This window comes from Streptomyces sp. NPDC046909, from assembly GCF_040644695.1.
Classification (GTDB): Bacteria; Actinomycetota; Actinomycetes; order Streptomycetales; family Streptomycetaceae; genus Streptomyces.
In genome coordinates this window covers 1-24804 of record NZ_JBEYXC010000007.1, presented here as the reverse complement: position 1 = coordinate 24804, position 24804 = coordinate 1, and the positions used below count along the sequence as shown (strand labels likewise).

Here is a 24804-nt window from a genome sequence, read left to right as displayed (position 1 = left end):
GGCTACCAGGGTATCAGCGCCTCGGCGAGATGGCTTCCGGCCACGCTCCGCACACGCGTGGACACACAGGTCGGCACACACGCGTGCCCGTCTCGCGTTCCTCACCTGTTGCTCACCCGATCGGCCCACCCGCGTTGCCCGGAGCGGCACACAGATCATCTACGTGCGTCGTATCCTGCTCGGACATTCGCTGCCGAGCCCGACCGGCAACACGGCACCACCCCCGCCCGTAATCACCGGAACAACGAGAGCTCGTCAGTTCGTTGAGCAGAAATTGTCGTTTTGCCTCGCAGCCGATCGGCTGCTTTGCTTCACCGCTCAACGACGCATTACAAACGACCCCTTGACCGCACTAGCGACAGCCCCCTTTTTCCTCGGGGGGTGACGTGGCCGTTCGACTGGAGTTGCACGTGGCCGGGCGCATCGAAGACTACGCACTCATCGGAGACATGCAGACCGCGGCGTTGGTCTGCCGGGACGGCACAGTGGACTGGCTGTGCCTGCCGCGCTTCGACTCGCACGCCATCTTCGCCGGTCTGCTGGGCACCGAGGAGCACGGCTTCTGGCGCCTGGGGCCCGCGCACGCCGCCGACGCGGAGCCGCCCACCGCGGCCCGGCGCACCTATCGCGGCGACTCGCTGATCCTGGAGTCCGAGTGGGACACCCCGCGCGGCACGGTCCGGGTCACCGACTTCATGCCCCCGCGCGACGGCGCCCCGCAGCTCATCCGGATCGTCGAGGGCGTCTCCGGCCGCGTCCCGATGCGCTCCGCCCTGCGGATGCGGTTCTCGTACGGGCGGGTCGTGCCGTGGGTGCACAAGCACGAGGGCCGTACGGTCGCCGTCGCAGGCCCGGACTCGGTCTGGTACGACACCGAGTGCGAGACCTACGGCAAGTCGCTGACCACCTACTCCGACTTCACGGTCGCCCCCGGTGACCGGATCGCGTTCACCATCTCGTGGCAGCCCTCGCACAAGGAGGCGCCGCCGCTGCCGGAGCCGGAGCAGTCGCTGGAGCTGACCGAGGAGTTCTGGCAGGACTGGGTCGAGCACTGTACGTACCACGGCCCGTACCGCGAGGCCGTCGTCCGCTCCCTGATCACGCTCAAGGCCCTCACCTACGCCCCGACCGGCGGCATCGTCGCCGCGCCGACGACCTCCCTGCCCGAGGACATCGGCGGCGTCCGCAACTGGGACTACCGCTACACCTGGCTCCGCGACGCCGCGATCACCCTCTCCTCGCTCCTGCGCACCGGCTACCGCGAGGAGGCCCGCGCCTGGCGCGAGTGGCTGCTGCGCGCGGTCGCGGGGGACCCCGAGAACCTCCAGATCATGTACGGCATCGCGGGCGAACGGGAGTTGGGCGAGGCCGAGCTGGACTGGCTGCCGGGCTACGAGAACTCGGCGCCGGTGCGCGTCGGCAACGGCGCCGCCCACCAGCTCCAGCTGGACGTGTACGGCGAGGTCACCGAGGCCCTGCACCTGGCGCACATGACGGGCCTGGCCCGCAACGACTACGCCTCCCTGCTCCAGCTCAAGCTCATCCGCTACCTGGAGGACCACTGGGACGAGCCCGACGAGGGCATCTGGGAGGTGCGCGGCCCGCGCCGCCACTTCGTGCACTCGAAGGTGATGGCCTGGGTCGCGGTCGACCGCACCATCAAGCTCATCGAGTCCGGGGACGCGGACGGCCCGCTGGAGCGCTGGCGCGAGCTGCGCGACGACATCCACCGGGACGTGTGCGAGAAGGGCTACGACAAGGAACGCAACACGTTCACGCAGTCGTACGGCTCGAAGGAGCTGGACGCCTCCCTGCTGCTGATCCCGCAGATGGGCTTCCTGCCGCCGGACGACAAGCGGGTCATCGGCACCATCGAGGCGATCCAGCGGGAGCTGTCCACGACGGACGGCTTCATCCTGCGCTACCCGACCGAGGGCGACAGCGAGGGCGTCGACGGCCTCCCCGGTGACGAAGGGGCGTTCCTCGCCTGCTCGTTCTGGATGGCCGACGACCTCGCGATGATCGGCCGCGTCGACGAGGCCCGCAAGCTGTTCGAGAAGCTGCTGGCCCTGCGCAACGACCTCGGGCTGCTCGCCGAGGAGTGGGACCCGCGGCTGAAGCGCCAGGTCGGCAACTTCCCGCAGGCCTTCAGCCACGTTCCGCTCATCGACACGGCCCTGCGGCTGACGGCGTCGGGGGCGTACGGCGGTTGAGTCTTACGGATCGATGACGCACGGCGTCTGAACAGGACCGCCGAGCCGGGCCCGCCTACGCTGGAGCCATCAGCCCCTGCACGGAAGGGGGCGCCCCATGGCCTCCCCATCGAAGGCGGGCGCGGCTCTCGCCGCGCTCCGCGAGGATCTGGTCGGCGACGTGTTCGCCCCGGGGGATCCGGGCTACGACGAGGCCCGAGTCGTCTTCAACGCCATGATCGACCGCCGTCCGGCGGTGATCGCCCAGTGCGTGGACGAGTCCGACGTCGTACGGGCCGTGCGCTTCGGCCGTGATCTCGATCTGCCGATCGCGGTGCGCGGCGGCGGTCACAGCGTGGCGGGCATGTCGCTCAACGACGGCGGTCTCGTGGTCGACCTGCGCCACATGCGCGCGGTCACCGTCCATCCCGGGGCCGAGGCGGTACGGGTCGCGGGCGGGGCCACGATGAGCGATCTGGACCGGGCCTGCGAGCCCTACGGCCTCGCCACGACCGGCGGCCGGGCCTCGACCACCGGTGTCGGAGGCTTCGTGCTCGGCGGCGGCTCCGGCTGGCTGGACCGCTGGTGCGGGCTCGCCGTGGACAACCTGCTCGGCGTCGAACTGGTCACCGCGGACGGTTCTCAGGTCCACGCGAGCCCCGACGAGAACCCCGAGCTGTTCTGGGCCCTGCACGGCGGCGGAGGCAACTTCGGCATCGCCACCGCGCTCACCCTGAAGCTGCACGAGCTGCCCGAGTTCGCCATCGCCCTGCTGCTGTACCTCCCGGAGTACGGCCCCGAGGTCGCCCGCACCTACCGCGACCTGATCGCCGTGGGCCCGGACGAGGCGAGCGGCGGCGTCATCTACCTCACCGGCCCGCCCGAGGAGTTCTGCCCGCCGCATCTCCAGGGCACCCTGTTGTGCGGCGCGCTGCTGACGTACGCCGGGTCCGAGGAGGACATGCGCAAGCTGGCCGAGCCGCTGCTCGCGCTGCCGCACGAGTCGGAGATCATCGGGGCGATGCCGTACGCCGACGTCCAGTGCATGCTCGACGATCCGCCGGGGATGCGGAACTACTGGTCGGCGGAGTATCTGACCGGCGCCCCGGACGACTTCCTGGACGTTTTCTGCGCCCGGGCCCAGTCGATGCCCGTCCCCACCGGCTCCATCCACGTCCTGTTCCCGCTGGGCGGGGCGATCTCCGCCGGACCGCACGAGTACCCGGTCCCCTACCGGGACGCGCGGTGGGCCGTACACCCGTTCGCCATGTGGGAGGACCCGGCGGACGACGACCGGGTCGTCCAGTGGGTCCGGGACGTCCGCACGGATTCCCAGCCGTGGAGCACGGGCGCGGTCTACCTCAACTTCATCGGCGACGAGGGCACCGACCGGGTCACGGCGGGCCTCGGCCCCGAGAACACGCGGCGACTGGCGGAGGTGAAACGGGAGTTCGACCCCGACAACGTCTTCCGCTTCAACCACAACATCAGACCGGCTTGAGCGCCCTCAGCGTCCGCTCCCCTCCCGGGTCCCCCGCCGTCGCCGGGACCAGGGCGATCTCGTCGAGCCCGGCATCGGCGTAAGCGTCGACACGCGCGCGTACGGTGTCCAGGTCGCCGACCAGACCGAGCGTGGCCGCGGCTTCCGGTGGCAGTGCCCACAGCAGGGTCTCCCGGTCGGCGCCGGACGCGGCCAGTTCGACGGCGGCGCCGAACCCGGCGTCGGCGAAGACCTCGCTGTACCCGGGCACGGTCAGATACCCGGCGATGCTGCCCAGCACCTGCGCGAGGGACTCGGGCCCCGGATCGACGGCCGCCGGCAGCCAGGCGGCGAGCGTGGGCGCCGTACGGCCGAGGTTCCGGGCCGCCGCGTCCAGCGCGCCGCGCAATTCGCGCACCTGCTCGGGCGAGACCACGTCCAGCAGCATGCGGTCGGCGTGCGCGGCGGCCGCGGCGATGGCGCGGGGCCCGAAGGCCGCCACGGTGAGCGGTCCCCCGGGCGGGGGCAGACGCCGGCGGAAGGCACCGACCGCCCCGCCGGGCTCGGCGCGCAGATGCCGCCGTACGGCCTCCGCCGCCTCCGCGAGGACAGCGGCGGGCCGCGCCCGGGGCACCCCGTGCACCCCCTCCACCACCCGCTTGCTGGACGTCCCGAGCGCCACCCCGACCGGCCGCCCGGTGAGGGCGGCGACCGAGGCGGCGCCCCGCGCGATGGTGTACGGGTCGCGCACGTTCACCGGCACCGGACCGGCCGTCACCGCGACCCGCTCGGTGGCGCCGCCGATCGCCGTGGCGAGGACGAAGGAGTCCCAGGTCGGCCCCTCCCCCGCCCACACCTCCCGGTACCCGAGCCGGTCGGCGGCCACCGCCACCCGTACCGGCTCCTCGACCGGACTGTCGTCCTCCCGTGCCACGGCGACCACGCTGAAGTCCATGCACTCCACCGTAGGCAGGTCTACCCCAGCGCGGCTATCACCTCCTGGGCCGCCCGCTCGCCCTCGGTCGCGCCGCCTTCCATGAACCCCTGGAAGTCGTAGGAGCAGTGCTCGCCGCCGATGTGGACGTTGCCCTGTGCGACCCCTTCGTAGCCCGCGTACCGGTGCAGATAGCCCACCGGCCAGTACGAATAGGCGCCCCGCGCATAGGGGTTGAGGTGCCAGGCGGACAGCTGGGCCTTGCCGGTCCAGGCCGCCGACGTACCGGGGAAGAAGGCGTCGATGCCGGCGAGGTACTTGGTCGCGAGCTTCTTCACATACGGATCGCTCTCGTACGAGAACGGCGCCGCCGGGGCCAGCGACGCGGCCAGGCTGCCGCCGCCGTACTGGATGAGGATGCCGCCCGTGCCCGACTGGACCTTGGTGGTGTCCCAGGTCTGCTGGACCTCGGAGTCGGTGAAGCAGTCGCCCGCGGAGACACCGGGCCAGGCGCCGGTGCCGCGCCAAGGGCGGCTGGAGAACTGCATGTTGAGCTTGGTGCAGTGGCCCATGCGGGCGTCCCGCAGGAGGTTGGTCATCCGGGTGTCGAACCCGGCCTGGGTGAGGTCGAGTTGCTGGAGGACCGGAAGCGGGACGCACAGGACGGTGTGGTCGGCGGTGACCGTCCTCGTGGCGCCCGACTCGGTGAAGGTGAGGGTCTGGGTGCCGTCGCTGTTGGCCTTGACCGCCTCCAGGGACCAGCCCTGCCGGATGGTGTCGTCGGGCAGGTAGTCCGCTATGGCGTGCGGGAGTTGGTCGTTGCCGCCGACGATGTGGTAGCGCTCGTTGGACAGGCCCCAGATGTTGAAGTTGCCGGGATTGGTCTGGTAGCCCATGAGCAGCACGAGGGCCAGGGAGGACTGGTCGGTCGTGTCGGCGCCGTACTCCACGTTGTAGGCGACGTCGAAGAACTTGCCGAGCGGGGAGTCGTGGCCGCCGGGGACCCGGGACTCGATCCAGTCGTAGAGGGACATGGTGTCGAGGGCGGTGCCGGCGGCGGTGGTCTGGTTCCAGAAGACCTCGCCGGAGGACTGGAGGTCCTTCTTCAGGGCCTGGTAGACGTCCTTGAAGTCCTCGTCGGCCTGGTCGCGCGGGTAGTACGCGCCGTCGAACCACAGGACTTCCTCGGCCCCGTTGGGCCCGCCGCCGAGGAAGTCCTCGGTGGGCAGCGAGAAGCGGCGGCAGAGTTCCAGCATCTTCTTGTGGCTGGTGTCGATCAGCTCGCCGCCGATCTCCGAGGTCTGGCCGTAGGCCCAGTGGTCGCGCTGGGAGTACATGCGGCCGCCGACACGGTCCGGGTTGGCCTCGTAGACCGTGCAGGCGTAGCCGGCGTCGGCGAGGGTGAGCGCCGCGGTGAGGCCCGCGATCCCCGCGCCCACGACGGCGATCCGGGGCGCGGCCGCGGCGGCGGGTCTGGCCGCGGTGGTCGCCGCGACGGCCGCGGTGGTGGCGACGGCGCCCTTGAGGACCGTACGGCGGCGCACGCGCGCGTCGGCTACAGGCATCGCGAGCCGCTCGGCGGCGGCGTGGTCGGCGAAGAGGGAACGCAGGACGTGCATCGAATTCGTTCGGGACACTGAACTGCTCCTCAGGCGTTGACGGGGGCTTCCTCGGTACGCTCCGCCGCGTCCTCCAGGACGATCCGGCCGATGATGTCGTAGCGCTCCGGCTGCCTGGCCCTGAGATAGAGGCCGAGGCCGAGACCGCCGAAGAAGACCAGGCCGACGATCCACGGGATGGCCTTGAAGAAGAGCGAGTCGGCCGCCGTACCGGCCGCGGTGTCGAGGTTCACCACCAGCAGCACGACGACCGCGATCATGCCGATGCCGCCGAGCAGCGGGGCGGTGAAGGTGCGGAACCAGTGCCGGTCCTCGGGGTGGTTCTTGCGGAAGTAGCCGATGACCGCGAAGGAGCACAGGGTCTGCACGATGAGGATCGCCATCGTGCCGAGGATCGCGAGCAGGGTGTAGAGGTGGATGTAGGGGTCCTGGCCGGTCAGCCAGAAGGCCGCCACGAGCGCGACCGCGATGACCGACTGGACGAAGGACGCGATGTACGGGGAGCCGTGCCTGGCGTGCGTGCGGCCGAGGGCGGGGTGCAGGAAGCCCTCGCGGCCGATGGCGTACAGATAGCGGGCCGCGCACTGGTGGAAGGCCATGCCGCAGGCGAAGGACCCGGTGATCAGCAGCCACTGGAAGGTGTCGACGGCCCAGGCGCCGATGAAGGAGTGCGCGGGGTCGAAGAAGAGGTCGAGCGGGCTCGCGGACGAGGAGATCTTCACCGAGCCCGCCAGCCCGTTGCCGGCGATGGTCATCCAGGAGACGTAGATGTAGAAGATGCCGACGCCGACGACCGAGATCAGGGTCGCGCGCGGGATCACCCGCTTCGGGTCGCGGGACTCCTCGCCGTACATCGCGGTCGACTCGAAGCCGACCCACGACCAGAAGGCGAAGAAGAGTCCGAGGCCGGCGGAGGTGCCGGTGAAGGCGTTCTTCGGGTTGATGGGCTCCATGGGGATGCCGTCGGGGCCGCCGCCTTGCAGGAGTACGGCGGTGGCGACCGCGAAGAGGACGGCGATCTCGGCGATCAGCATCACGCCGAGGGCCTTCGCGGTCAGGTTGATGTCGAAGAACGCCAGGACCGCGGTGACCAGCAGCATGGCCGCCGCGTAGACGATCCACGGCAGGTCGACGCCGAGCTGGTCGTCGACGGTGGTCTTCGCGAAGTAGGAGAAGACGCCGACGATGGACGCCTCGAAGACGATGTACGCCAGCACGGCGAGCATCCCCGAGGCCATGCCGGCGATCCGGCCCAGGCCGTGCGAGATGTAGCCGTAGAAGGCGCCGGCGGCGGTGATCCGCCGGGCCATGGCGACGTATCCGACGGAGAACACCGTCAGGACGAGCGTCGCGAAGAGATAGCCGGCCGGCGCGCCCGTGCCGTTGCCGAAGCCGACGGCGATCGGCAGGTTGCCGGTCATCGCGGTGATCGGCGCGGCGGTGGCGACCGCCATGAACACGACACCGACCAGGCCTACGGAATTCGCCTTGAGCCGGTGTACCTCTCGCGTGGGCTTTTCTGTCATTCCCGCCCCCATCCCTCGTGTATGACAACGAAATCCGAAGATCAGAACGCACTTCGCTTTCGGATGCGTCAGTGTGGCGGCGGAGTGACGCATGCCACAAGCGACACGCGGTCGTGCAATTCGGCCGGGGGCGCGACGGATTGTCGTGTACGGCGCGCCGGTGATCGTTCCCGTAATCGCCCGGAGATGTCCCCGAAGCATGCGCGCGGGTAGCGTCCGGCTCATGGACAGCAGATTCGACAGCCAGGGCGCCGGCATCACCGTTCAGCGGGCGCTGGAGCTGCCCGGCCTGCGCAGCGGCCTCCCCGAGATCCTCGCGGGCGCCGACCGGCTGCAACGGCCCGTGCGCTGGGTGCACGCGGGCGAGGTACCGAACATCGCCTCCCTCCTCAAGGGCGGCGAGCTGCTGCTGACCACGGGCTACGGACTCGGCACCCGTCCGGCCGAACAGCGGGCGTTCGTCCGCACCCTCGCCGAGCGGGGCATCGCGGCTCTGGTCGTCGAACTCGGCCCCCGCTTCACCCGCCTCCCCGCGGCCCTGGTCGACACGGCCCGCGCGGCCGGGCTGCCGCTGGTCCAACTGCACCGCGAGGTGCCGTTCGTGACGGTGACGGAGGAGATCCACACCGAGATCGTCAACGGCCACTACGCCCTGCTCCAGCAGGCCGAGGAGGTGCACCGCCGATGTACCGAGGCCCTGCTGGGCGGCGGCGGGGTGCCCCAGGTGCTCGGCATCCTGGCGGACTTCAGCGGCAACCCGGTGTTCCTGGAGACGACCGACGGCCAGCTCCTGTACGCCGCCGGGGCGGGGCCGGAGGGCGCGGACCCGCTCCAGGTGTGGGAGGGGCTGCGCGGCCAGCACAAGGACGCCCCGCCGGCCGGTTCGGTGCTGGTGGACGTGCCCGGGGGCGGCCCGGGAACGGGTTCGGTCCGGGCCCGCCTGGTCCTGCTCCCCGTACGCGCTCCCCTGGTCCCCGTGCACCGCATGGCGGCCGAGCGGGCGGCGGGCATCCTCGCGGTGGTGCTGATGCAGGCCCGCCAGGAGGAGGAACTGGCGGCACGAGGCCGGGGCGACTTCCTCACCGACCTCGCCGAGGGCCGCATCGCCGCCGAGGACGCGCCCGCGCAGGCGCGCGTCCTGGGCTTCAAGCCGGGCACCAGCCCCCTGCTCCCGGTGGTGATGCGGCTGGGCGACACCCTGTCCCCGGGCGGCGGCTGGGCGGTGCTGGCGCGGGCGGTCTCGGAGGAGCTGGCCTCGGTGGGGGTTCCCGTCCTCCTGGGCGTACGTCCGCTCGAAGGCCGCGTCCTGGTCCTGCTGGGCCTGCGCTCGGAGTCGGAGCGGTCGGCGGTCGCGGACCGGGTCGCGGCGGCGCTGCGGGCGGGGGTGGAGCGGGCCGGGATGCAGCGGCCGGGAGCGCAGCCGCCGGTGGTCGTGGTCGGCGTCGCGGGCGGCTGGGCGGCGGCCTCGGCGGGGCTACGGCACGCGGCGGAGACGGCGACGGCGGCGCAAGGCCTGTCGGACCGCCCCTGGTACGACGCCCGCCGCCTCGACATCGACCTGCTGCTGTGGCGGCTGCGCGACCACCCCGACCTGGCCGCCTTCGTGGACCGCGCGATCGGCCCGGTCCGCGACCACGACCTCCGCTCCAAGCCGCCGCTGCTGCCCACGCTGGAGACGTATCTGGCACACGCGGGCCGCAAGGCGGAGACGGCCCGCGAGCTGCACCTCAACCGGCAGACGCTGTACAACCGCCTCGCGCGGATCGGCGAGTTGCTGGGCACGGACCTGGACGATCCGCAGACGGTACTGGCGTTGAGCCTGGCGCTGCGGGCGCGGAGGCATGTGCCCTAGCCGGGACTGAATGACAGGAGCTAGATGAGCGGCCGGGGCTGGGTCAACTCGTCGTAGACGCTGAGGACTTGGGCGACGGTCTCGTCCTCGGTCGGCCAGGTTGCCGCCTGCCGTACGCCCTTCTCCCGCAGCTCCTCGCACCGCGCGGGGTCCCCGAGCAGCCGCACGACGGCGTCGGCGAGAGCCTCGGCGTCCCCGTACGGCACGAGTTCGGCGGCGTCGCCCACGAGTTCGGGCGTGCTCCCGACGTCGGTCGCGATGAGCGGCACGCGCGCGTGGAGCGCTTCCTGGGCGAGGACGGAACGGGACTCCCAACTGCTCGACAGCAGCGCGAGGTCGGCGGCCGCGAGCAGCTCGGTGACATCGTCACGCCGCCCGATGAGCCGTACCGGCAGCCCCTCGTCCTCGATCCGCCGCTGCAACTCCGTGCGCAGCGGCCCCTCCCCCGCGATCACGACGAGGGGCATGGGGTCGAGGCCGCGCCACGCGCGCGCGGCGTCCAGCAAAGTGTCGTACCCCCGATGCCGGTCGAGCGAGCCGACCGCCATCAGCAACGGCCGCCCGGTGGCCCCGAGTTCGGCCCGCACCTTGGGCCGCAGCCGGTCGGGATCCTCCAGCCGTACGGCCTTACGGACCCCCGGCAGGGCAACGGCGGCGAGCCGCGCGTCCCGCGCCCCCGTGGTCCGCGCCCGGTCGACGAGCGCCGAACTGGCCCCCAGCACCACGGAGGCGGCCTTCACGACCCGCCGCTCCAACAACCGCACCAGATGGGCCCGCGCCCCCTCGGCATGCGCCCGGTCATGCCACGTCACCACCAGCGGAGTCCGCCGCCCGCTGAGCGCGAGAACGGCACGGAACGAGGCGTGCAGCCCGTGCGCGTGCACGAGATCGGCGTCCGCACAAGCCGCCCGCAACGCCGCGACAGCCCCCGGATCACTACTCCGAGGCACATGCACATGCTCGGCACCGGCCCCGCTGAAGTCATAGGCGCGATCGGCCTCGACAGGAGCGCACACGGTCACCCGCACGCCCCTCGCGACCAGCCCGGAGGCCAGGGACCGCACATGCGCGCTGCTGCGGGCGTTGCCCCCGCCGAGCACCTGGACGGTGCGCAGCGGCGACTGGCCGTGCGGTGAGTGGCTGCTCACGGGGGTCACGTGGCCGGGGCTCCTGGTTCGGCGTCGGGCGGTCACGAGGAAACGTACAGAAGGTATCGAGCGGAGGGATGTACCGCGCGCTTCCTACGCGTACTGCGTTATAGGCCAAGGATGCCAGCACGTACGGGTGTTCCGGGAACGCGGAGGGTGTGCGGGTTCTGGGAGAAGAGACACCGGGTCACTCACACGGGTGAGAAACGGGGCGTGTTCGGGTCGAGGGGGAGGCACTGGGGCGCGGGTGGGGCGACTTGGGGTGGGTGGGGGCATTGGGCGGGAGTGGGGGCGTGGGGAGGGGGTGGGGGCGTGGGGAGGGGGTGGGGGCGTGGGGAGGGGGTGGGGCGCGGAGAGGGGGGTGGGGCGCAGGAAGTGGGGTAGGGCGCGGGGAGTGAACTGGGTCGCGCGGAACGGGCGAGGCGTTCGGACGGACGGGCCGTGGACGGGCGAGGTGGCTCGGAACAGGCGGCAACGGTCGGGGCGAGCCGAGCAGCGCGCTGCGGGAGCAGTCGCGCGGCGGCGGCCAACTCGCCTGCCGCAGGCAGACCACCCCGCAGCCGGCAACATCACCCGGCGCCCCCAGAACGACGCGACACGCGCCGAACACCCCACAGCACCCGGCGTCACTCGGCGCGATCGCGGTCACTCGGAGAGCCCGCGCCCGGCGTCAATCGGCACCCGGCACCCGGCACCCGGCACCCGGCACCCGGCACCCGGCACAAGCGCGTCACTCGCGGAGCCCGAGCGGCAGCGCTCGCGCGGCCTCGCTGACCTTGTCCCCGTACACGGCCGCGGCCACGACGGCGGCCGCGTGCGCGATCAGCCCCACCCTCCCGTTGCCCGCGACGACCGCGGCCCCCAGAGCCGCGCCCAGCGCGTGCGCCCCCGTGTCGCCGATCATCGCGCGCTCACCGAGGTCGTCCGGCAGTACGGCAGCGGCGGCGCCCACAGTCGTGGCGGCCAGCGCGCCCCCGGCCCCCTTGCGCACCACCCCCGGCAGCCCCAGCGCGACGACCGAACCGACCGCCCTCCCCGGCCGCACATCCACGAGGTTGACGAAGTGCGCGGCCCCGGCGATGACGACCCCGGCCAGCACCTTGTCGACGACCCGCTCCTTGAGGAACGCCCCGGCGACGAGCCCAGCCGCCGAGATGCCGAACAACTTGACGGCCCCGCTGGTCACTTCGCCCTCCCGGAGCGCGGAGAGGTGCGCACGGAAGCCGCGGCGCGGATCATCGGCGCCGGCGACATCGTCGTACGCCCCACAGACCCCGGCGGCGACGACGGCGAACCCGGCGGCGGGGTGGACCCGGCCCGCGGCGAGCGCGACGCCGGCCGCGGACGCGGGGCCGGCGTACAGCTCGACCGTGCGCCCGGCGTAGTTCTTCCGCTCCCAACGGCCCCGTCCGCCGGGAGCCTTGGCCCGGAGGGCGCCGGCGGCGGCACGGGTGAGGACGGCGGCGAGGGCGAGGGAGGCGGAGCGGCTGATCATCCAGCCACCCTAGGGCCTGCCCGGCGGATCATGCCGACGTCGCGGGGTCTGGCACGCACTCCCCCACTGCCTTAAAGGCGTGGGGGGACCCCCAGCGGCGTTGTCGTGGTTGCCGACTCCCCCACTCTCGACTTCGCTCGAGCGGGAGGGGCCCCCACGCGTCGCCGCCCTCCTCCGCCTTGCAGCTGCACGCACCAGACCCCGCTCAAGTCAGCCAGGCAGGCAGCGTTCCTCACAACCCGGCCTGATCCGCCGGACAGGCCCCAGTCCGCAGGGACAGACTCCCCGCGCACCGCCGAAGAGTCACGCGTCCGCCCGAGCCGCCTCCAGCAACTCCTCCGCATGTGCCCGAGCCGTCTCGGAGTCCTCCTGCCCGGCGAGCATCCGGGACAACTCCCGCACTCGCTCCTCACCTTCGAGCACCTTGACCCCGGACCGCGTGACGGACCCGTCGTTGGTCTTCTCGACGAGCAACTGCCGGTCGGCGAAGGCCGCGACCTGAGGCAGATGCGTGACGACCACCACCTGCGCGGACTTGGCCAGCTTCGCGAGCCGCCGCCCGATCTCGACCGCCGCCTTGCCACCCACCCCCGCGTCGACCTCGTCGAAGAGATAGGTCGGCACAGGATCCGTCCCCGCGAACACGACCTCGACGGCCAGCATCACGCGCGAGAGCTCACCACCGGACGCCCCCTTGGCGATGGGCCGCGGCGGCGCACCGGGATGCGGGGCGAGCAGCAGCTCGACCTCGTCCGCACCGGACGGCCCGTAGGCGACCGCCCGCCCGCCGACCTCGACCCCCTCCGCGTCCTCGGTCTGCCGGATGTCGAAGGACACGCGCGCGTGCGGCATCGCCAGCGAGGCCAGCTCGGCGGTCACGGCGGCGGCGAACCGCGAGGCCGCCTCCGCCCGCGCATCGGTCAACGCCTGCGCCAGCCCACCCAGTTCGACCCGCAGCGCGTCCCGCTCGGCGGTCAGCTCATCGATCCGCTCGTCGTCGCCGTCGAGCTCGGTGAGCCGCGTGGCCCCCTGCTCGGCCCACGCCAGAACGGCGGCGATGTCCTCGCCGTACTTCCGCGTGAGCCCCGTAAGAGCCGCCCTGCGCTCCTCAACAGCCGCCAGCCGCAAGGGATCCGCGTCGAGATCGTCGGCGTACCCCGCCAACTCCCCCGCCACATCGCCCAGCAGGATCCCGATCTCCCCGATCCGCTCGGCGAGCGCCGCCAGCGCCGGGTCGTGCGACCGTACGGCGTCCAGGGCCCGCTGAGCGCCCGCGACGAGCGTGGCGGCGTCGATGCCCTCAGGGTCCTCGGGATTCCCGGCGAGGGCCGCGTGCGCGGCCGTGGCGGCCGACGACAGCGCCTCGGCATGCCCGAGCCGCTCGGCCTCCTCGGCCAGCTCGACGTCCTCCCCGGCCCGCGGCTCGACACCGGCGATCTCATCGAGCCCGTACCGCAGCATGTCGGCTTCCTGAGCCCGCTCACGCGCGCGCGTGGTGATCTCGTCGAGTTCCACGGACACGGCCCGCAGCCGCCGATAGGCCTCGGTGTACTTGGCGAGCGGCACGGCGACCGCGTCCCCGGCATACCGATCGAGCGCCTGCCGCTGCCGGGACAGCTTCAGCAGTCCTTGCTGATCGGTCTGCCCATGGACGGCGACCAGCTCATCGGCCAGCTCGGCCAGCACCCCGACGGGCACACTCCGCCCGCCCACATGCGCCCGGGACCGCCCTTCGGCGGAAACGGTACGGCTGATGAGCAGAGCCCCGTCATCGAGCTCGGCACCGGCCTCCTCGGCGCGCACGACGACCGACGCGCCGGCAGGCACACTGATGCGCCCCTCGACGACAGCCTTCTCGGCCCCGATCCGCACGAGCGCCGGGTCCGCCCGCCCACCGAGCAGCAGCCCCAGGCTGGTGACCACCATGGTCTTGCCCGCACCCGTCTCACCCGTGACAGCGGTGAACCCGGGCGACAACTCGACAACGGCGTCGTCGATGACTCCGAGCGACCGTATCCGCATCTCTTCCAGCACGGTGAAGACCTTACGAGGTCCATCCGCTCAAGTGCGAGGCCCCCTGTCACCCGGGCGAGTGGACCCACCTATAAGGGGCGCGGGGAACTGCGCGACCAGCCACAAACCACCCGCACCCGCCAACGCTCTGCAACCACCCCCCCACAGTCGGCTAGTGAGGAGCCCCCCGCCACCCGGAAACAGGCAACGCGAACTTCGCCACCAGCCGATCCGTGAACGACGCATGATGCAGCCGAGCAAGCCGAACCGGCACAGCCCCCCGCCGCACCTCAACCCGCGCCCCCGCCGGCAACTCCACAGTCCGCCGCCCGTCACACCACAGCACCCCCGGCGGAATGTGCGGCAGAACCTCCACAGCGAGCACAGAATCCGGCGAGGTCACCAACGGCTTCGCGAACAACGCATGCGCACTGATCGGCACCATCAACAACGCCTCGACCTCAGGCCACACCACAGGCCCACCAGCGGAAAACGCATAGGCAGTGGACCCAGTAGGAGTCGACAGCACAATCCCGTCGCACCCGAACCCAGTGACAGGCCGCCCATCGATCTCAAGGACGACCTCAAGCAGCTTCTCCGCACCGGCCTTCTGAACCGCCGCCTCATTCAGCGCCCAGTCGGTGTGCACGATGTCCCCGTTGCTGTGAACCACCACATCAACGGTCATCCGCTCCTCGACCTCGTACGCCTTCGTCACCACCCGGTCGACGACCTTGTCGAGATCATCCCGCTCGGCCTCGGCGAGGAACCCGACCCGCCCGAGGTTGACGCCCAGCATGGGCACCCCGGAGGCACGGGCGAACTCGGCGCCGCGCAGCAGCGTCCCGTCCCCACCGAGCACGATCAGCAGCTCGCACCCGTCGAGGCACTGAGGCGTCGCCTCCTTGACGAGCTCCACTTCCTCCGGAAGCGGCAAGTCCGCGGCCTCGTACTCCAGCACCCGCACGCCGATGCCCTCACGCAGCAGCCCCTTCACCACGAGCTCGGCGCTGCGGATCGCCGCAGGCCGCCCCGTGTGGGCGAGCAGGAAAACAGTACGAGCTCGGTTCTGTGTCAACGAGGCCCCTCCGCCACCGCACGGTCAACATCGGCCGGATCAAGGGCGTCAGCCCCCGCACGCAGCCACAGAAAGTATTCGACATTGCCCGAGGGCCCGGGCAACGGACTTGCCGTGACGCCCTTCACCCCGAGCCCGAGTTCCCACGCCTTCTCGGCCACTCCCCGCACGGCCTCCGCCCGCAGCTGCGGACTCCGTACGACTCCCCCACTGCCCAGTCGTTCCTTCCCCACCTCGAACTGCGGCTTGACCATCATCACCAGGTCGGCGTCCGGCTTCACGCACCGCGCCAGGGCGGGCAGCACCAGCCCGAGCGGGATGAAGGACAGATCCCCCACGACAAGATCCACAGGTTCCCCATCGATCGCTTCAAGCGTCAACTCGCGTACGTTCGTACGGTCCTTGACGGTGACGCGTTCATCGCTCTGGAGAGTCCAGGCGAGTTGTCCGTACCCGACGTCGACGGCGACGACATGCGCGGCCCCCGACTGCAGCAGCACATCCGTGAACCCACCGGTCGACGCCCCGGCGTCCAGCGCCCGCCGCCCCTCGACGACAAGCCCCTGCGGCACGAACGCCGCCAGCGCCCCCGCGAGCTTGTGCCCGCCCCGGGACACGTAGTCCGGATCGCCGTCGTCGTCCTGCACCACGATCGCCGCCGCGGTCTCCACCTGCGTGGCCGGCTTGGTCGCGACGGTCTTCCCGACGGTGACCCGCCCCGCGGCGATCAACTGGCTGGCGTGCTCACGCGACCGCGCGAGCTTCCGCCGTACCAGCTCCGCGTCCAGACGACGGCGTGCGACTCCTGCCACGTTCGGTTCAGCTCCTAGTGCCATACGAGGGTGAAGGCGCCCTCTGGTCATACGACGGTGAGGGCGCCGGAGGTCCCGGGCGGGCGTCGAGCGCGGTGAGCGCGTCGCGCAGCCCCCGGTGTACATCCTCGTACACCTCGACATGCCCGTCCGTGGCGAGGTGGTCCGCGTCGCCGAGCCGGTCCAGCTGGGCATCGACCTCGGCGTTGCCGGTGGGGGTGCGGGGGACGTTCAGGGGGGCCGGGGCGGCCGGGTCGTGCTCCACCGCCGCTTCCGCCGCTTCCGCCGCTTCGAAGGCCTCCGGGGTCTCCGGTACTGCGTCGCTCATGCCCAGACGCTACCCCGAAGGGCCGGTGTACCGTCGATCTCGATGGCAACGATCGAGGAGTGCCGCGCCGCACTCGAAAAGCTCTCGGACAACATGCAGAGCGCCGAAGGGGACGTCCGTACGGCCGCCTCCCTCGACCGCTCGGTGAGCTGCCGGATCACCGACCTGGACGTCACGTTCGTCGGCCGGATGACGGACGGCCGGATCGTCGTGCACGACACGATCCAGGGCCCTCCCAAGGAGAAGGCCCAGATCAGACTGACCATGAAGGGCGACGACCTGGTGTCCCTGGTCAACGGCGAGCTGAACTTCGCCAAGGCCTGGGGCTCGGGCCGGGTGAAGCTGGAAGCCGGGCTGCGGGACCTGTTGCAGCTCAGGAAGCTTCTTTAGCCGCGACCCGCGCCTCGTCACGCGCGCGTGCCTTCCGCGCCGCCGGCACCACCAAGGGCGTCCCCGTCTCCGGGTCGTCGATGACCTGGCAGCGCAGCCCGAACACCTCCTCGACCAGCTCGGCCGTGACGATGTCGTTCGGCGCCCCCTCGGCGATGACCGAGCCGTCCTTGAGCGCGATCAGGTGGGTGGCGTACCGGGCGGCGTGGTTGAGGTCGTGGAGCACCGCGACCAGGGTGCGCCCCTGCTCCTCGTGCAGCTCGGCACAGAGGTCGAGCACGTCGATCTGGTGCTGGATGTCCAGATAGGTGGTCGGCTCGTCGAGCAGCAGCAGGGGCGTCTGCTGGGCGAGCGCCATCGCGATCCACACGCGCTGCCGCTGACCGCCGGAGAGCTCGTCGACGTAACGGTCGGCCAGCTCGGCGACCCCCGTCTGCGCCATCGACTCCTGGACGACCCGCTCGTCCTCGGTCGACCACTGCCGCAGGATGCCCTGGTGCGGATAGCGGCCGCGGCCGACCAGGTCGGCGACCGTGATCCCGTCGGGCGCGATGGACGACTGCGGCAGCAGGCCCAGCGTCCGCGCGACCTTCTTCGCCGGCATCGACTGGATGACCTGCCCGTCGAGCAGCACCCGGCCCTGGTGCGGCTTCAGCATCCGTGACAGGGCCCGCAGCAGCGTGGACTTGCCGCACGCGTTCGGGCCGACGATCACCGTGAAGGAGTTGTCGGGGATCTCCACCGACAGCTGCTCGGCGATGACGCGCTGGTCGTAGGCGAGGGTGACGTTCTCGGCGGAGAGGCGGTTCACGGTGCTCCTTCGGGTGTTCTGGTTCTCTGAACCGCGCGGGTCGGGCTGGGGCGGGTCCGGCTTGGTGAGGGCGCTCATATCCGGCCCGCCTTGCGTTCGGTGACCAGCAGCCACAGCAGATAGACGCCGCCGAGGACACCGGTGACCACGCCCACCGGCATCTGGTCGGCGCCGAAGACCTTCTGCGAGATCCAGTCGGCGCTGACCAGCAGGGCGGCGCCCATGCACAGGGAGGGCAGCAGGTTGGGGCCGGGCGAGCGGGTCAGCCGGCGGGCGAGCTGCGGGGCGGTGAGCGCCACGAAGCTGACCGGACCGGCGGCGGCGGTCGCGGCGGCGGTGAGCAGGACGGCGGCGACCATCAGCAGCCCCCGCACCCGCTCGACGCGCACCCCGAGGGCGTTCGACACGTCGTCGCCCATCTCCATCAGCCGCAACCCGCGCGCGTTGCCGAGGACCAGGGGTACGAGGACGGCGCACAGCCACAGCAGCGGCCAGACCTGCCCCCAGTCACGGCCGCTGAGCGAGCCGGTCATCCAGACCACGGCCTGGGAGGCCTCGGTGATCGTGGACTTGGTGAGCAGATAGCCGTTGACCGCCGTGACGATCGCGGACACCCCGATCCCGACCAGGACCAGCCGGTACCCGTGCACCCCCTGCTTCCACGCGAGCAGATAGATCGCGAGCCCGGTCACCAGGCCGCCCACCAGCGCCCCGACGGTGACCTGACCGGCGTCCCCGGAGAACACCACGATGACGGTGAGCGCCCCGGCCGTCGCCCCCTGCCCGAGCCCGAGGATGTCCGGACTGCCCAGCGGATTCCGGGACACGGCCTGGAACAGCGCCCCGCCGAGCCCGAGCGAGGCCCCGACCAGCAGCCCGACGAGCACCCGCGGCAGCCGCAGCTCGTTGACGATGAACTCCTGCCCCGCGTTCCCCTCGCCCATCAGCGTCTTGAGCACGTCCCCGGCGGGGATCGGGAAGTCGCCGGTACCGATCAGCACCACGCTCGCGGCGAGCGCGGCGGCCAGCAGCACGAGTACGACGGTGAGGGCACGGACGTCGAGCCGGACCGAGAGTCCGCCCGGCGTCCTGATGGCACGGTTGGCACGGTTGGTCTTCACAGCTGCGCCGTCCTCCGCCGTCGTACGAGAAAGATGAAGACCGGGCCGCCGATGATCGCGGTCACGATGCCGACCTGAAGCTCGGAGGGCCGGACCACGACCCGCCCGATGACATCGGCGCCGAGCAGCAGCACGGGCGACAGGACGGTCGCGTACGGCATGATCCAGCGCAGGTCGGGCCCGGTGAAGGAGCGCACGACGTGCGGCACCATCAGGCCGACGAACACGATCGGCCCGCACGCGGCGGTCGCGGCCCCGCACAGCACCACCGCGGCGAGCATCGACAGCGCCCGGGTGCGGTTGAGGTTGGCGCCGAGCGCCTTCGCGGTGTCGTCGCCCATCTCCATGGCGTTCAGCGGCCGGGCAAGCGCCAGGGCGAGCAGCGTGCCGGCCGCGAGGAACGGCAGCACCTGCATGATGGTCGACTCGCTCGCCGAGGACAGCGAACCCACGGTCCAGAAGCGCATCTTGCCGAGCGCCGCCTGGTCGCTGATCATCACGGCCTGGAGATAGCCGTACAGCGCCGCGCTGATCGCGGTACCGGCGAGCGCGAGCCGCACCGGCGTCGCTCCCCGGCTCCCGCCGAGGAACCACACGAGCGCCCCGACCGCCGCAGCGCCGAGAAAGGCGAACCAGACATAGCCGCTCAGGCTGGTGACGCCGAAGAACGTCATGGCGGTCACGACAGCGGCGGAGGCACCGGCATTGATGCCTAGCAGCCCGGGATCGGCCAGCGGATTACGGGTGAGCGCCTGGAGCACGGCCCCCGACAGCCCGAGCGCGGCACCGGCCAGCAGCCCCAGCACAGTCCGCCACACCCGCTCGCCGACGACGACATCGCCGTACGTCCCCGAGTCCTCGAACAGCCCGTGCCAGACCTGTCCCATCGACAGCTCTTTCGCCCCGATCGCGATGCTCGCCAACGCGACGAGCACCAGGATCACGACGGACACGAGCAACCCAAGGGCACGTATCGCCCGGCGGGTTGGGGGCGCGGGGGCGGTCTCCGCGCGCTGTTCGGGAGGACTGTCGACCAACACGCAGTTAGGTTAGCCTACCCTCGGATTGAGCCACGATCCCGCCGCAAGGGTTCACAGACAGGCGCGCTCCCCGCCCAGGCTCACAGCCCCAGCCGAGCGAGCGCCTTCCCCCCGTCCAGCTCGCACGTCCCCGCACCGGCCGCCGTCCACGCCGCCGCGCTCAGCGCCCGCAGCCCGTCCAGGGCCTCCCCGTCACCGTCCAGTTCCAGCCGCTCGGCACCGGCCGTCGCCGTCCAACCCCCGCACCGGAAGCCGCCGTCCACCTCGGTGACCTCCGGCTGCCCCGTGAGCATGCCCCGCAGATCCGCGTCGACATACGTCGGCCGGTGCTGCGGCGGCGCGGCCAGCAGCTGCGCCCCGTCGGTCACCCCGGTCAGGACGAGCAGCGAGTCGACCTCCCCGTTGAACGCCCCCTCGATGTCCGTGTCCAGCCGGTCCCCGACCACCAGCGGCCGCTCGGCCCCGGTCCGCAGAATCGTCTCCCGGTGCATGGGAGGCAACGGCTTCCCCGCGACCTGCGGCTCGGCTCCCGTGGCGATCCTTACGACCTCGACGGCCGCCCCGTTCCCCGGCGCGATCCCGCGCCCGCTCGGAATGGTGAGATCCGTGTTGGAAGCGAACCACGGCACCCCGCGCGCGACGGCGTACGAAGCCTCCGCGAACCGCCCCCACGGCAGGTCGGTCCCCCCGAACCCCTGCACCACGGCCGCCGGATCGTCATCGGCGGACTCGACGGGCTCAAGACCCCGCTCCCGCAACGCGACCCGCAGCCCCTCCCCACCGATCACGAGCACCCGCGAACCGGCGGGCACCTGCTCACTGATGAGCCGCGCGACCGCCTGCGCCGAGGTGATGACGTCACCGGCCTGCGTCGGTATCCCCAGCTCGGTCAGATGCCCGGCGACGGTGTCCGGAGTCCGCAGCGCGTTGTTGGTGACATACGCGAGATGCATCCCGCCCGCCCGAGCCGTGGCCAGCGACTCGACGGCGTGCACGATCGCGTTGCCCCCCGCGTACACCACCCCGTCGAGGTCGAGCAGCGCGGTGTCGTACGCCTCGCTCAGGGCCTGCCCACTGCCCTCGGGCTTCGTCCTGACGCTCTGGCTCATTCCACATCGCTCCTTGCTGGACGGCTTTCCCCCGATCATCCCTCACGCCACTGACACACGTACGATGCCGGGATGAACACCGCAGGTCACTCGGAAGCAATGGAGCGCCGGGGCCTGGAACTCACCCCGTTCCGAGGCCTTCGCTACGACCCCGACCGGGTCGGCAGCCTCGCGGCCGTGACGTCCCCGCCGTACGACGTCGTCGTACGCCCCGACGGCGTCGTCCACCTCCAGTCCGCGGACCCGCACAACATCGTCCGGCTGATCCTGCCCCAGGCGACCACCCCGAACGCCCGCAACGAACAGGCGGCCGACACCCTGCACCGCTGGCTCGCGGAAGGCGTCCTGACCGCCGACCCCGAACCCGGTTTCTACGTCTACGAGCAGCGCGCCGGCGACGGCATGCTCCAGCGCGGCATCATCGGCACCCTCCGCCTCTCGGAGCCCTCGGAGGGCGTGGTCCTGCCCCACGAGGACGTCATGCCGCATGTGATCGCCGACCGCGCGGCCCTGATGCGCGCCACCAACGCGAACCTGGAACCGCTCCTCCTCACCTACCGCGGCAACGGCTCGGCGTCCGACACGACAGCCGTCGTGGAACGCACCGCCGAGCAGGAACCGCTCCTCTCCACCACCACCGAGGACGGCTACAGCCACCGCCTGTGGGCGATCACCGACCCGGCCGACGTGGCCGCGATCCAGACCGACCTCTCCCGCCACCAGGCCCTCATCGCCGACGGCCACCACCGCTGGGCGACATACCGCCGTCTACGCGCGGAGCACCCCTCCCCCAGCCCCTGGGACTACGGCCTCGTCCTCCTGGTCGACACCGCCCGCTACCCCCTGCGCGTACGCGCCATCCACCGCCTCCTGCACGGCCTCCCGGTGGCCGACGCCCTGGCATCACTGGAAGGCCTGTTCCGCATACGCCGTCTGGACGTCCCGCTGTCCGAGGCCCTGGAGACCCTCGCCGACGCAGCCTGCGCGGGCAACGCCTTCCTCCTCGCCGGCGACGGCGCCTTCCACCTCGTCGACCGCCCGGACCAGGACCTCCTCGCCCGTACGATCCCCACCGACCGCCCCGCCGCCTGGCGCACCCTCGACGCGACGGTCCTGCACGCCACCCTCCTCGACCACGTCTGGCACGTCCCCGAGGACGACCCCACCCGCATCGCCTACATCCACGACACCGCCGCCACGGTCCGCAAGGCCGAACGAGACGGCGGTACGGCCGTCCTGATGCACCCGGTCCGCGAGGAGGTCGTCCGCGACCTGGCCCGCCAGGGCGTCACGATGCCCCGCAAGTCGACGTCGTTCGGCCCGAAACCGGCGTCGGGACTGGTGCTGCGAGCCCTGGACGTCTAAGCCGCCGCTCAACAAAAAAGGGCGGGACCCCGTTCACTGGGATCCCGCCCTTGTCACTTACGTACGAAGGTCAGTCCTTGTCGTCCTGAACCTCGTCCTCAACGTCGACCTCGTCCGCTGCCGTTTCCTCTTCTTCCTCTTCCTCGGAAACGACCACGACCTCGGCGGTCTCGTCACCAAGCGCGTCCACGAACTCCACCCCGTCCAGCTCGGCAAGCCGGTCCGAGGCGTCCGTGCTGCCGTCCTTGTCGGACTCCACGGCCTTCGCGAACCACTCCCGCGCCTCGCCCTCCCGACCGGCGGCCAGCAGCGCGTCGGCATAGGCGTACCGCAGACGGGCCGTCCACGGCTGTACGGAGTTGGAGGCCAGCTCGGGACTCTGCAACGTCACGATGGCCGCGTCCAGCTGCCCCAGGTCACGCCGGGCACCGGCCGCGACGAGCCGCATCTCGACCTGCCCGGCCTTGTCCAGCTTGCCCACCTCGGGCGCCCCGGCCATGTCCAGCGCCTTCTCCGGTCGCCCGAGCCCACGCTCGCAGTCGGCCATGAGGGGCCACAGCTCCACACCACCGGTCATCCGCCGCGCGGCCCGGAACTCGGCGAGCGCCTCGGAGTACTTCTGGTTGGCGTACGCCGCGAACCCGGCCGCCTCCCGTACGGCGGCGACACGCGACGCGAGCCGCAGCGCGATCTTGGAGTACGCGTACGCGCCCTCGGGGTCCTCGTCGATGAGCCGGGCGACCATCACCAGGTTCCTGGCGACGTCGTCCGCGAGCGTCTTCGGCAGGCTCAGCAGCTCCTGCCGAACGTCGGCGTCGATCTCGTCGCCCGTGACGTCCTCGGGGATCGGCAGCCGCTTGATGGGCTCACGGTCCCTGTCCCGGTCCCGCTCGTCACGGAACCGGCCGCCACCGCGACGGTCGTCACGGCGGTCGTAGCCGCCGCGCTCCCCACCACGGTCGTCGCGCCCACGGAACCCTCCGGCCCCTCCAGGACGGCCACCGCGATCGTCCCGACGGGGCCCACGGCCACCTCGGTCGTCGCGGCCACGGAAGCCCCCGCGGTCGCCACGGTCGTCGCGGCGGTCGCCGCCCCGGGTGTCATCGCGGCGGCTGTCATCGCGTCGGAAGGCCGGACGCGGCCCACGGTCGTCGCCACGGCTGTCGTCACGCCGGAACGCCGGGCGCGGCCCGCGGTCGTCGCCTCGACGGTCGTCCCGCCGGTCATCGCGGCGCTCGTAGCCACCGCCCCGGTTGTCGTCACGACGGAAGCCACCACGGTCCCCACCGCGGTCACCCCGGTCGCCTCGGTCGTCACGGCGGAACCCACGGTCGCGGTCGTCGCTGCGGAACCCGCCGCGGTCACGATCGCGGTCACGGTCGTCCCGGCGGAAACCGCCCCGGTCGCCGTCACGGCGGTCGCTGTCGCGGCGGTCGTCGCGTCGGTCGAACCCACCGCGGTTGTCGCCGCCGCGGTTGTCGTCACGCCGGAAGCCACCACGGTCCCCGCGGTCATCGCGCCGGCCGTAGCCACCGCCCCGGTTGTCGTCGCGACGGAAGGCGGGACGCGGCCCACGGTCGTCGTCACGACGCTCCCCACGGTCCCGGTCGTCACGGCGGAAGGCCGGACGGTCCCCGTCCCGACGGAAGCCACGGTCGCGGTCGTCCCGGCGCGGCCCGCTCGGGCGGTCATCGCGACGGGGTGCACCCGCACGGTCGTCACGGCGGAAGGCCGGACGCGGCCCGCGGTCGCCCTCACGGCGGTCATCGCGCCGGTCGTCCCGGCGGCCGTAGCCGCCACCGCCGTAGCCGCCACCGCGGTTGTCTCCGCCACGGTTGTCGCCGCCGCGGTTGTCATCGCGTCGGAAACCACCACGGTCCCCGCGATCATCGCCTCGACGGTCGTCACGCCGGCCGTAGCCACCGCCCCGGTTGTCGTCCCGCCGGAAGCCACCACGGTCGCCGCCGCGGTCGTTGTCGCGGTTGTCGCGGCGGAAGCCCCCGCGGTCTCCACGGTCACCGCGGTCGTTGCGGTCACCACTGTCCCGTCGCCGCTGGTCGCGCTCCGGTCGGTCGTCGGGAGAGTTGGTGGACATCGGTGACTCCTGTCTCGGTACTGCAAGCATTGTAAAAACAAAAGGACCCCTGGTCCCAGCTGAACGCTGGGACCAGGGGTCCTTCCAAAGATTGTTCGGCGGCGTCCTACTCTCCCACAGGGTCCCCCCTGCAGTACCATCGGCGCTGTGAGGCTTAGCTTCCGGGTTCGGAATGTAACCGGGCGTCTCCCTCACGCTATGACCACCGAAACCCTAATGGTTTCGAGCGAACAAGCACACTCTGTAGTTATTAGTGATGCGTTCTGCTCAAAAAACCGGCAACGGTCGTTGCCTCAGAACTAACACAGTGGACGCGAGCAACTGAGGACAAGCCCTCGGCCTATTAGTACCGGTCACCTCCACCCATTACTGGGCTTCCAGATCCGGCCTATCAAC

At 71.6% G+C, this 24804-nt stretch carries 20 protein-coding genes and 2 rRNA genes; 5 read left to right on the top strand and 17 right to left on the bottom strand.

Going from position 1 to position 24804, the window contains the following annotated elements; genetic code table 11:
* Window positions 1-410 precede the first annotated feature (410 nt).
* Both ABZ928_RS23705 and ABZ928_RS23700 read left to right on the top strand, forming a co-directional pair.
* Entirely contained in the window at window positions 411-2213 is a 1803-nt protein-coding gene (locus ABZ928_RS23705) for a glycoside hydrolase family 15 protein (protein WP_361523402.1), read from the top strand.
* A gap of 97 nt (window positions 2214-2310) precedes the next feature.
* Window positions 2311-3693 carry an FAD-binding oxidoreductase gene (locus ABZ928_RS23700; RefSeq protein ID WP_361522317.1) on the top strand — a complete coding sequence of 461 codons (1383 nt, stop codon included), beginning with the start codon at window positions 2311-2313 and terminating at the stop codon, window positions 3691-3693.
* Here the strand turns inward: ABZ928_RS23700 and ABZ928_RS23695 are convergent.
* From ABZ928_RS23695 to ABZ928_RS23685, 3 genes are read right to left on the bottom strand one after another with little or no spacing between them, the layout of a single operon-like run.
* A complete protein-coding gene (locus tag ABZ928_RS23695) occupies window positions 3680-4627 on the bottom strand; it encodes an LLM class F420-dependent oxidoreductase (protein ID WP_361522315.1) in 948 nt (315 codons plus the stop codon). The two genes, ABZ928_RS23700 and ABZ928_RS23695, sit on opposite strands and share 14 nt — an antisense overlap.
* Window positions 4628-4647: 20 nt before the next feature.
* The gene (locus ABZ928_RS23690) at window positions 4648-6243 is read right to left on the bottom strand and encodes an NAD(P)/FAD-dependent oxidoreductase (RefSeq protein ID WP_361522312.1); all 1596 of its coding nucleotides are present in this window, start codon (window positions 6241-6243) and stop codon (window positions 4648-4650) included.
* A gap of 11 nt (window positions 6244-6254) precedes the next feature.
* Entirely contained in the window at window positions 6255-7751 is a 1497-nt protein-coding gene (locus tag ABZ928_RS23685) for an APC family permease (protein WP_361522309.1), read from the bottom strand.
* A 223-nt stretch (window positions 7752-7974) separates the two neighbouring features.
* Between ABZ928_RS23685 and ABZ928_RS23680 the strand changes: the two genes are divergently transcribed.
* Window positions 7975-9603, top strand: a complete 1629-nt coding sequence (locus ABZ928_RS23680) for a PucR family transcriptional regulator (protein WP_361522307.1) — start codon at window positions 7975-7977, stop codon at window positions 9601-9603.
* A 20-nt stretch (window positions 9604-9623) separates the two neighbouring features.
* Here the strand turns inward: ABZ928_RS23680 and ABZ928_RS23675 are convergent, their stop codons facing one another.
* From ABZ928_RS23675 to ABZ928_RS23650, 6 genes are all read right to left on the bottom strand, one after another.
* Complete coding sequence (locus tag ABZ928_RS23675; protein WP_361522304.1) at window positions 9624-10760, bottom strand: glycosyltransferase family 4 protein; 1137 nt, start codon at window positions 10758-10760, stop codon at window positions 9624-9626.
* Window positions 10761-11481: 721 nt separating this feature from the next.
* Window positions 11482-12246 (bottom strand): hypothetical protein, encoded by a 765-nt coding sequence (locus ABZ928_RS23670; protein WP_361522301.1) that lies wholly within the window; start codon window positions 12244-12246, stop codon window positions 11482-11484.
* A gap of 303 nt (window positions 12247-12549) precedes the next feature.
* A complete protein-coding gene (recN, locus tag ABZ928_RS23665; protein ID WP_361523400.1) occupies window positions 12550-14268 on the bottom strand; it encodes a DNA repair protein RecN in 1719 nt (572 codons plus the stop codon).
* 163 nt (window positions 14269-14431) lie between these two features.
* Window positions 14432-15337, bottom strand: coding sequence for an NAD kinase (locus ABZ928_RS23660; protein ID WP_289918360.1), 906 nt, complete (start codon window positions 15335-15337; stop codon window positions 14432-14434).
* Window positions 15334-16149 (bottom strand): TlyA family RNA methyltransferase, encoded by an 816-nt coding sequence (locus tag ABZ928_RS23655; protein WP_361522299.1) that lies wholly within the window; start codon window positions 16147-16149, stop codon window positions 15334-15336. The genes ABZ928_RS23660 and ABZ928_RS23655 overlap by 4 nt, the downstream gene beginning before the upstream one ends.
* 7 nt (window positions 16150-16156) lie before the next feature.
* Window positions 16157-16477 carry a hypothetical protein gene (locus ABZ928_RS23650; RefSeq protein ID WP_361522296.1) on the bottom strand — a complete coding sequence of 107 codons (321 nt, stop codon included), beginning with the start codon at window positions 16475-16477 and terminating at the stop codon, window positions 16157-16159.
* Between the two features lie 42 nt (window positions 16478-16519).
* Between ABZ928_RS23650 and ABZ928_RS23645 the strand changes: the two genes are divergently transcribed.
* On the top strand, window positions 16520-16867 hold the full coding sequence (locus ABZ928_RS23645; RefSeq protein ID WP_361522293.1) for an SCP2 sterol-binding domain-containing protein: 348 nt from the start codon (window positions 16520-16522) through the stop codon (window positions 16865-16867).
* On the opposite strand, the gene ABZ928_RS23640 is transcribed toward ABZ928_RS23645, so the two are convergent.
* The 4 genes from ABZ928_RS23640 to ABZ928_RS23625 all read right to left on the bottom strand — a co-directional run bounded on the left by ABZ928_RS23640 (window position 16851) and on the right by ABZ928_RS23625 (window position 20948).
* A complete protein-coding gene (locus ABZ928_RS23640) occupies window positions 16851-17756 on the bottom strand; it encodes an ABC transporter ATP-binding protein (protein ID WP_361522290.1) in 906 nt (301 codons plus the stop codon). The two genes, ABZ928_RS23645 and ABZ928_RS23640, sit on opposite strands and share 17 nt — an antisense overlap.
* Window positions 17753-18799, bottom strand: a complete 1047-nt coding sequence (locus tag ABZ928_RS23635; protein ID WP_361522287.1) for an iron chelate uptake ABC transporter family permease subunit — start codon at window positions 18797-18799, stop codon at window positions 17753-17755. The genes ABZ928_RS23640 and ABZ928_RS23635 overlap by 4 nt, the downstream gene beginning before the upstream one ends.
* Window positions 18796-19839 (bottom strand): iron chelate uptake ABC transporter family permease subunit, encoded by a 1044-nt coding sequence (locus tag ABZ928_RS23630; RefSeq protein ID WP_361522285.1) that lies wholly within the window; start codon window positions 19837-19839, stop codon window positions 18796-18798. The genes ABZ928_RS23635 and ABZ928_RS23630 overlap by 4 nt, the downstream gene beginning before the upstream one ends.
* 80 nt (window positions 19840-19919) lie before the next feature.
* Window positions 19920-20948 carry an HAD hydrolase-like protein gene (locus tag ABZ928_RS23625; protein WP_361522283.1) on the bottom strand — a complete coding sequence of 343 codons (1029 nt, stop codon included), beginning with the start codon at window positions 20946-20948 and terminating at the stop codon, window positions 19920-19922.
* A gap of 72 nt (window positions 20949-21020) precedes the next feature.
* Between ABZ928_RS23625 and ABZ928_RS23620 the strand changes: the two genes are divergently transcribed.
* On the top strand, window positions 21021-22313 hold the full coding sequence (locus ABZ928_RS23620; protein WP_361522280.1) for a DUF1015 domain-containing protein: 1293 nt from the start codon (window positions 21021-21023) through the stop codon (window positions 22311-22313).
* Between the two features lie 70 nt (window positions 22314-22383).
* Here the strand turns inward: ABZ928_RS23620 and ABZ928_RS23615 are convergent, their stop codons facing one another.
* From ABZ928_RS23615 to ABZ928_RS23600, 4 genes are all read right to left on the bottom strand, one after another.
* Window positions 22384-23166 (bottom strand): hypothetical protein, encoded by a 783-nt coding sequence (locus ABZ928_RS23615; RefSeq protein ID WP_361523397.1) that lies wholly within the window; start codon window positions 23164-23166, stop codon window positions 22384-22386.
* Window positions 23103-24350 (bottom strand): hypothetical protein, encoded by a 1248-nt coding sequence (locus ABZ928_RS23610; RefSeq protein ID WP_361523394.1) that lies wholly within the window; start codon window positions 24348-24350, stop codon window positions 23103-23105. Before ABZ928_RS23610 ends, ABZ928_RS23615 begins: the two co-directional genes overlap by 64 nt.
* Window positions 24351-24501: 151 nt before the next feature.
* Window positions 24502-24618, bottom strand: a 5S ribosomal RNA gene (gene rrf / locus ABZ928_RS23605).
* Window positions 24619-24731: 113 nt separating this feature from the next.
* Window positions 24732-24804, bottom strand: a 23S ribosomal RNA gene (locus tag ABZ928_RS23600); the annotation flags it as partial.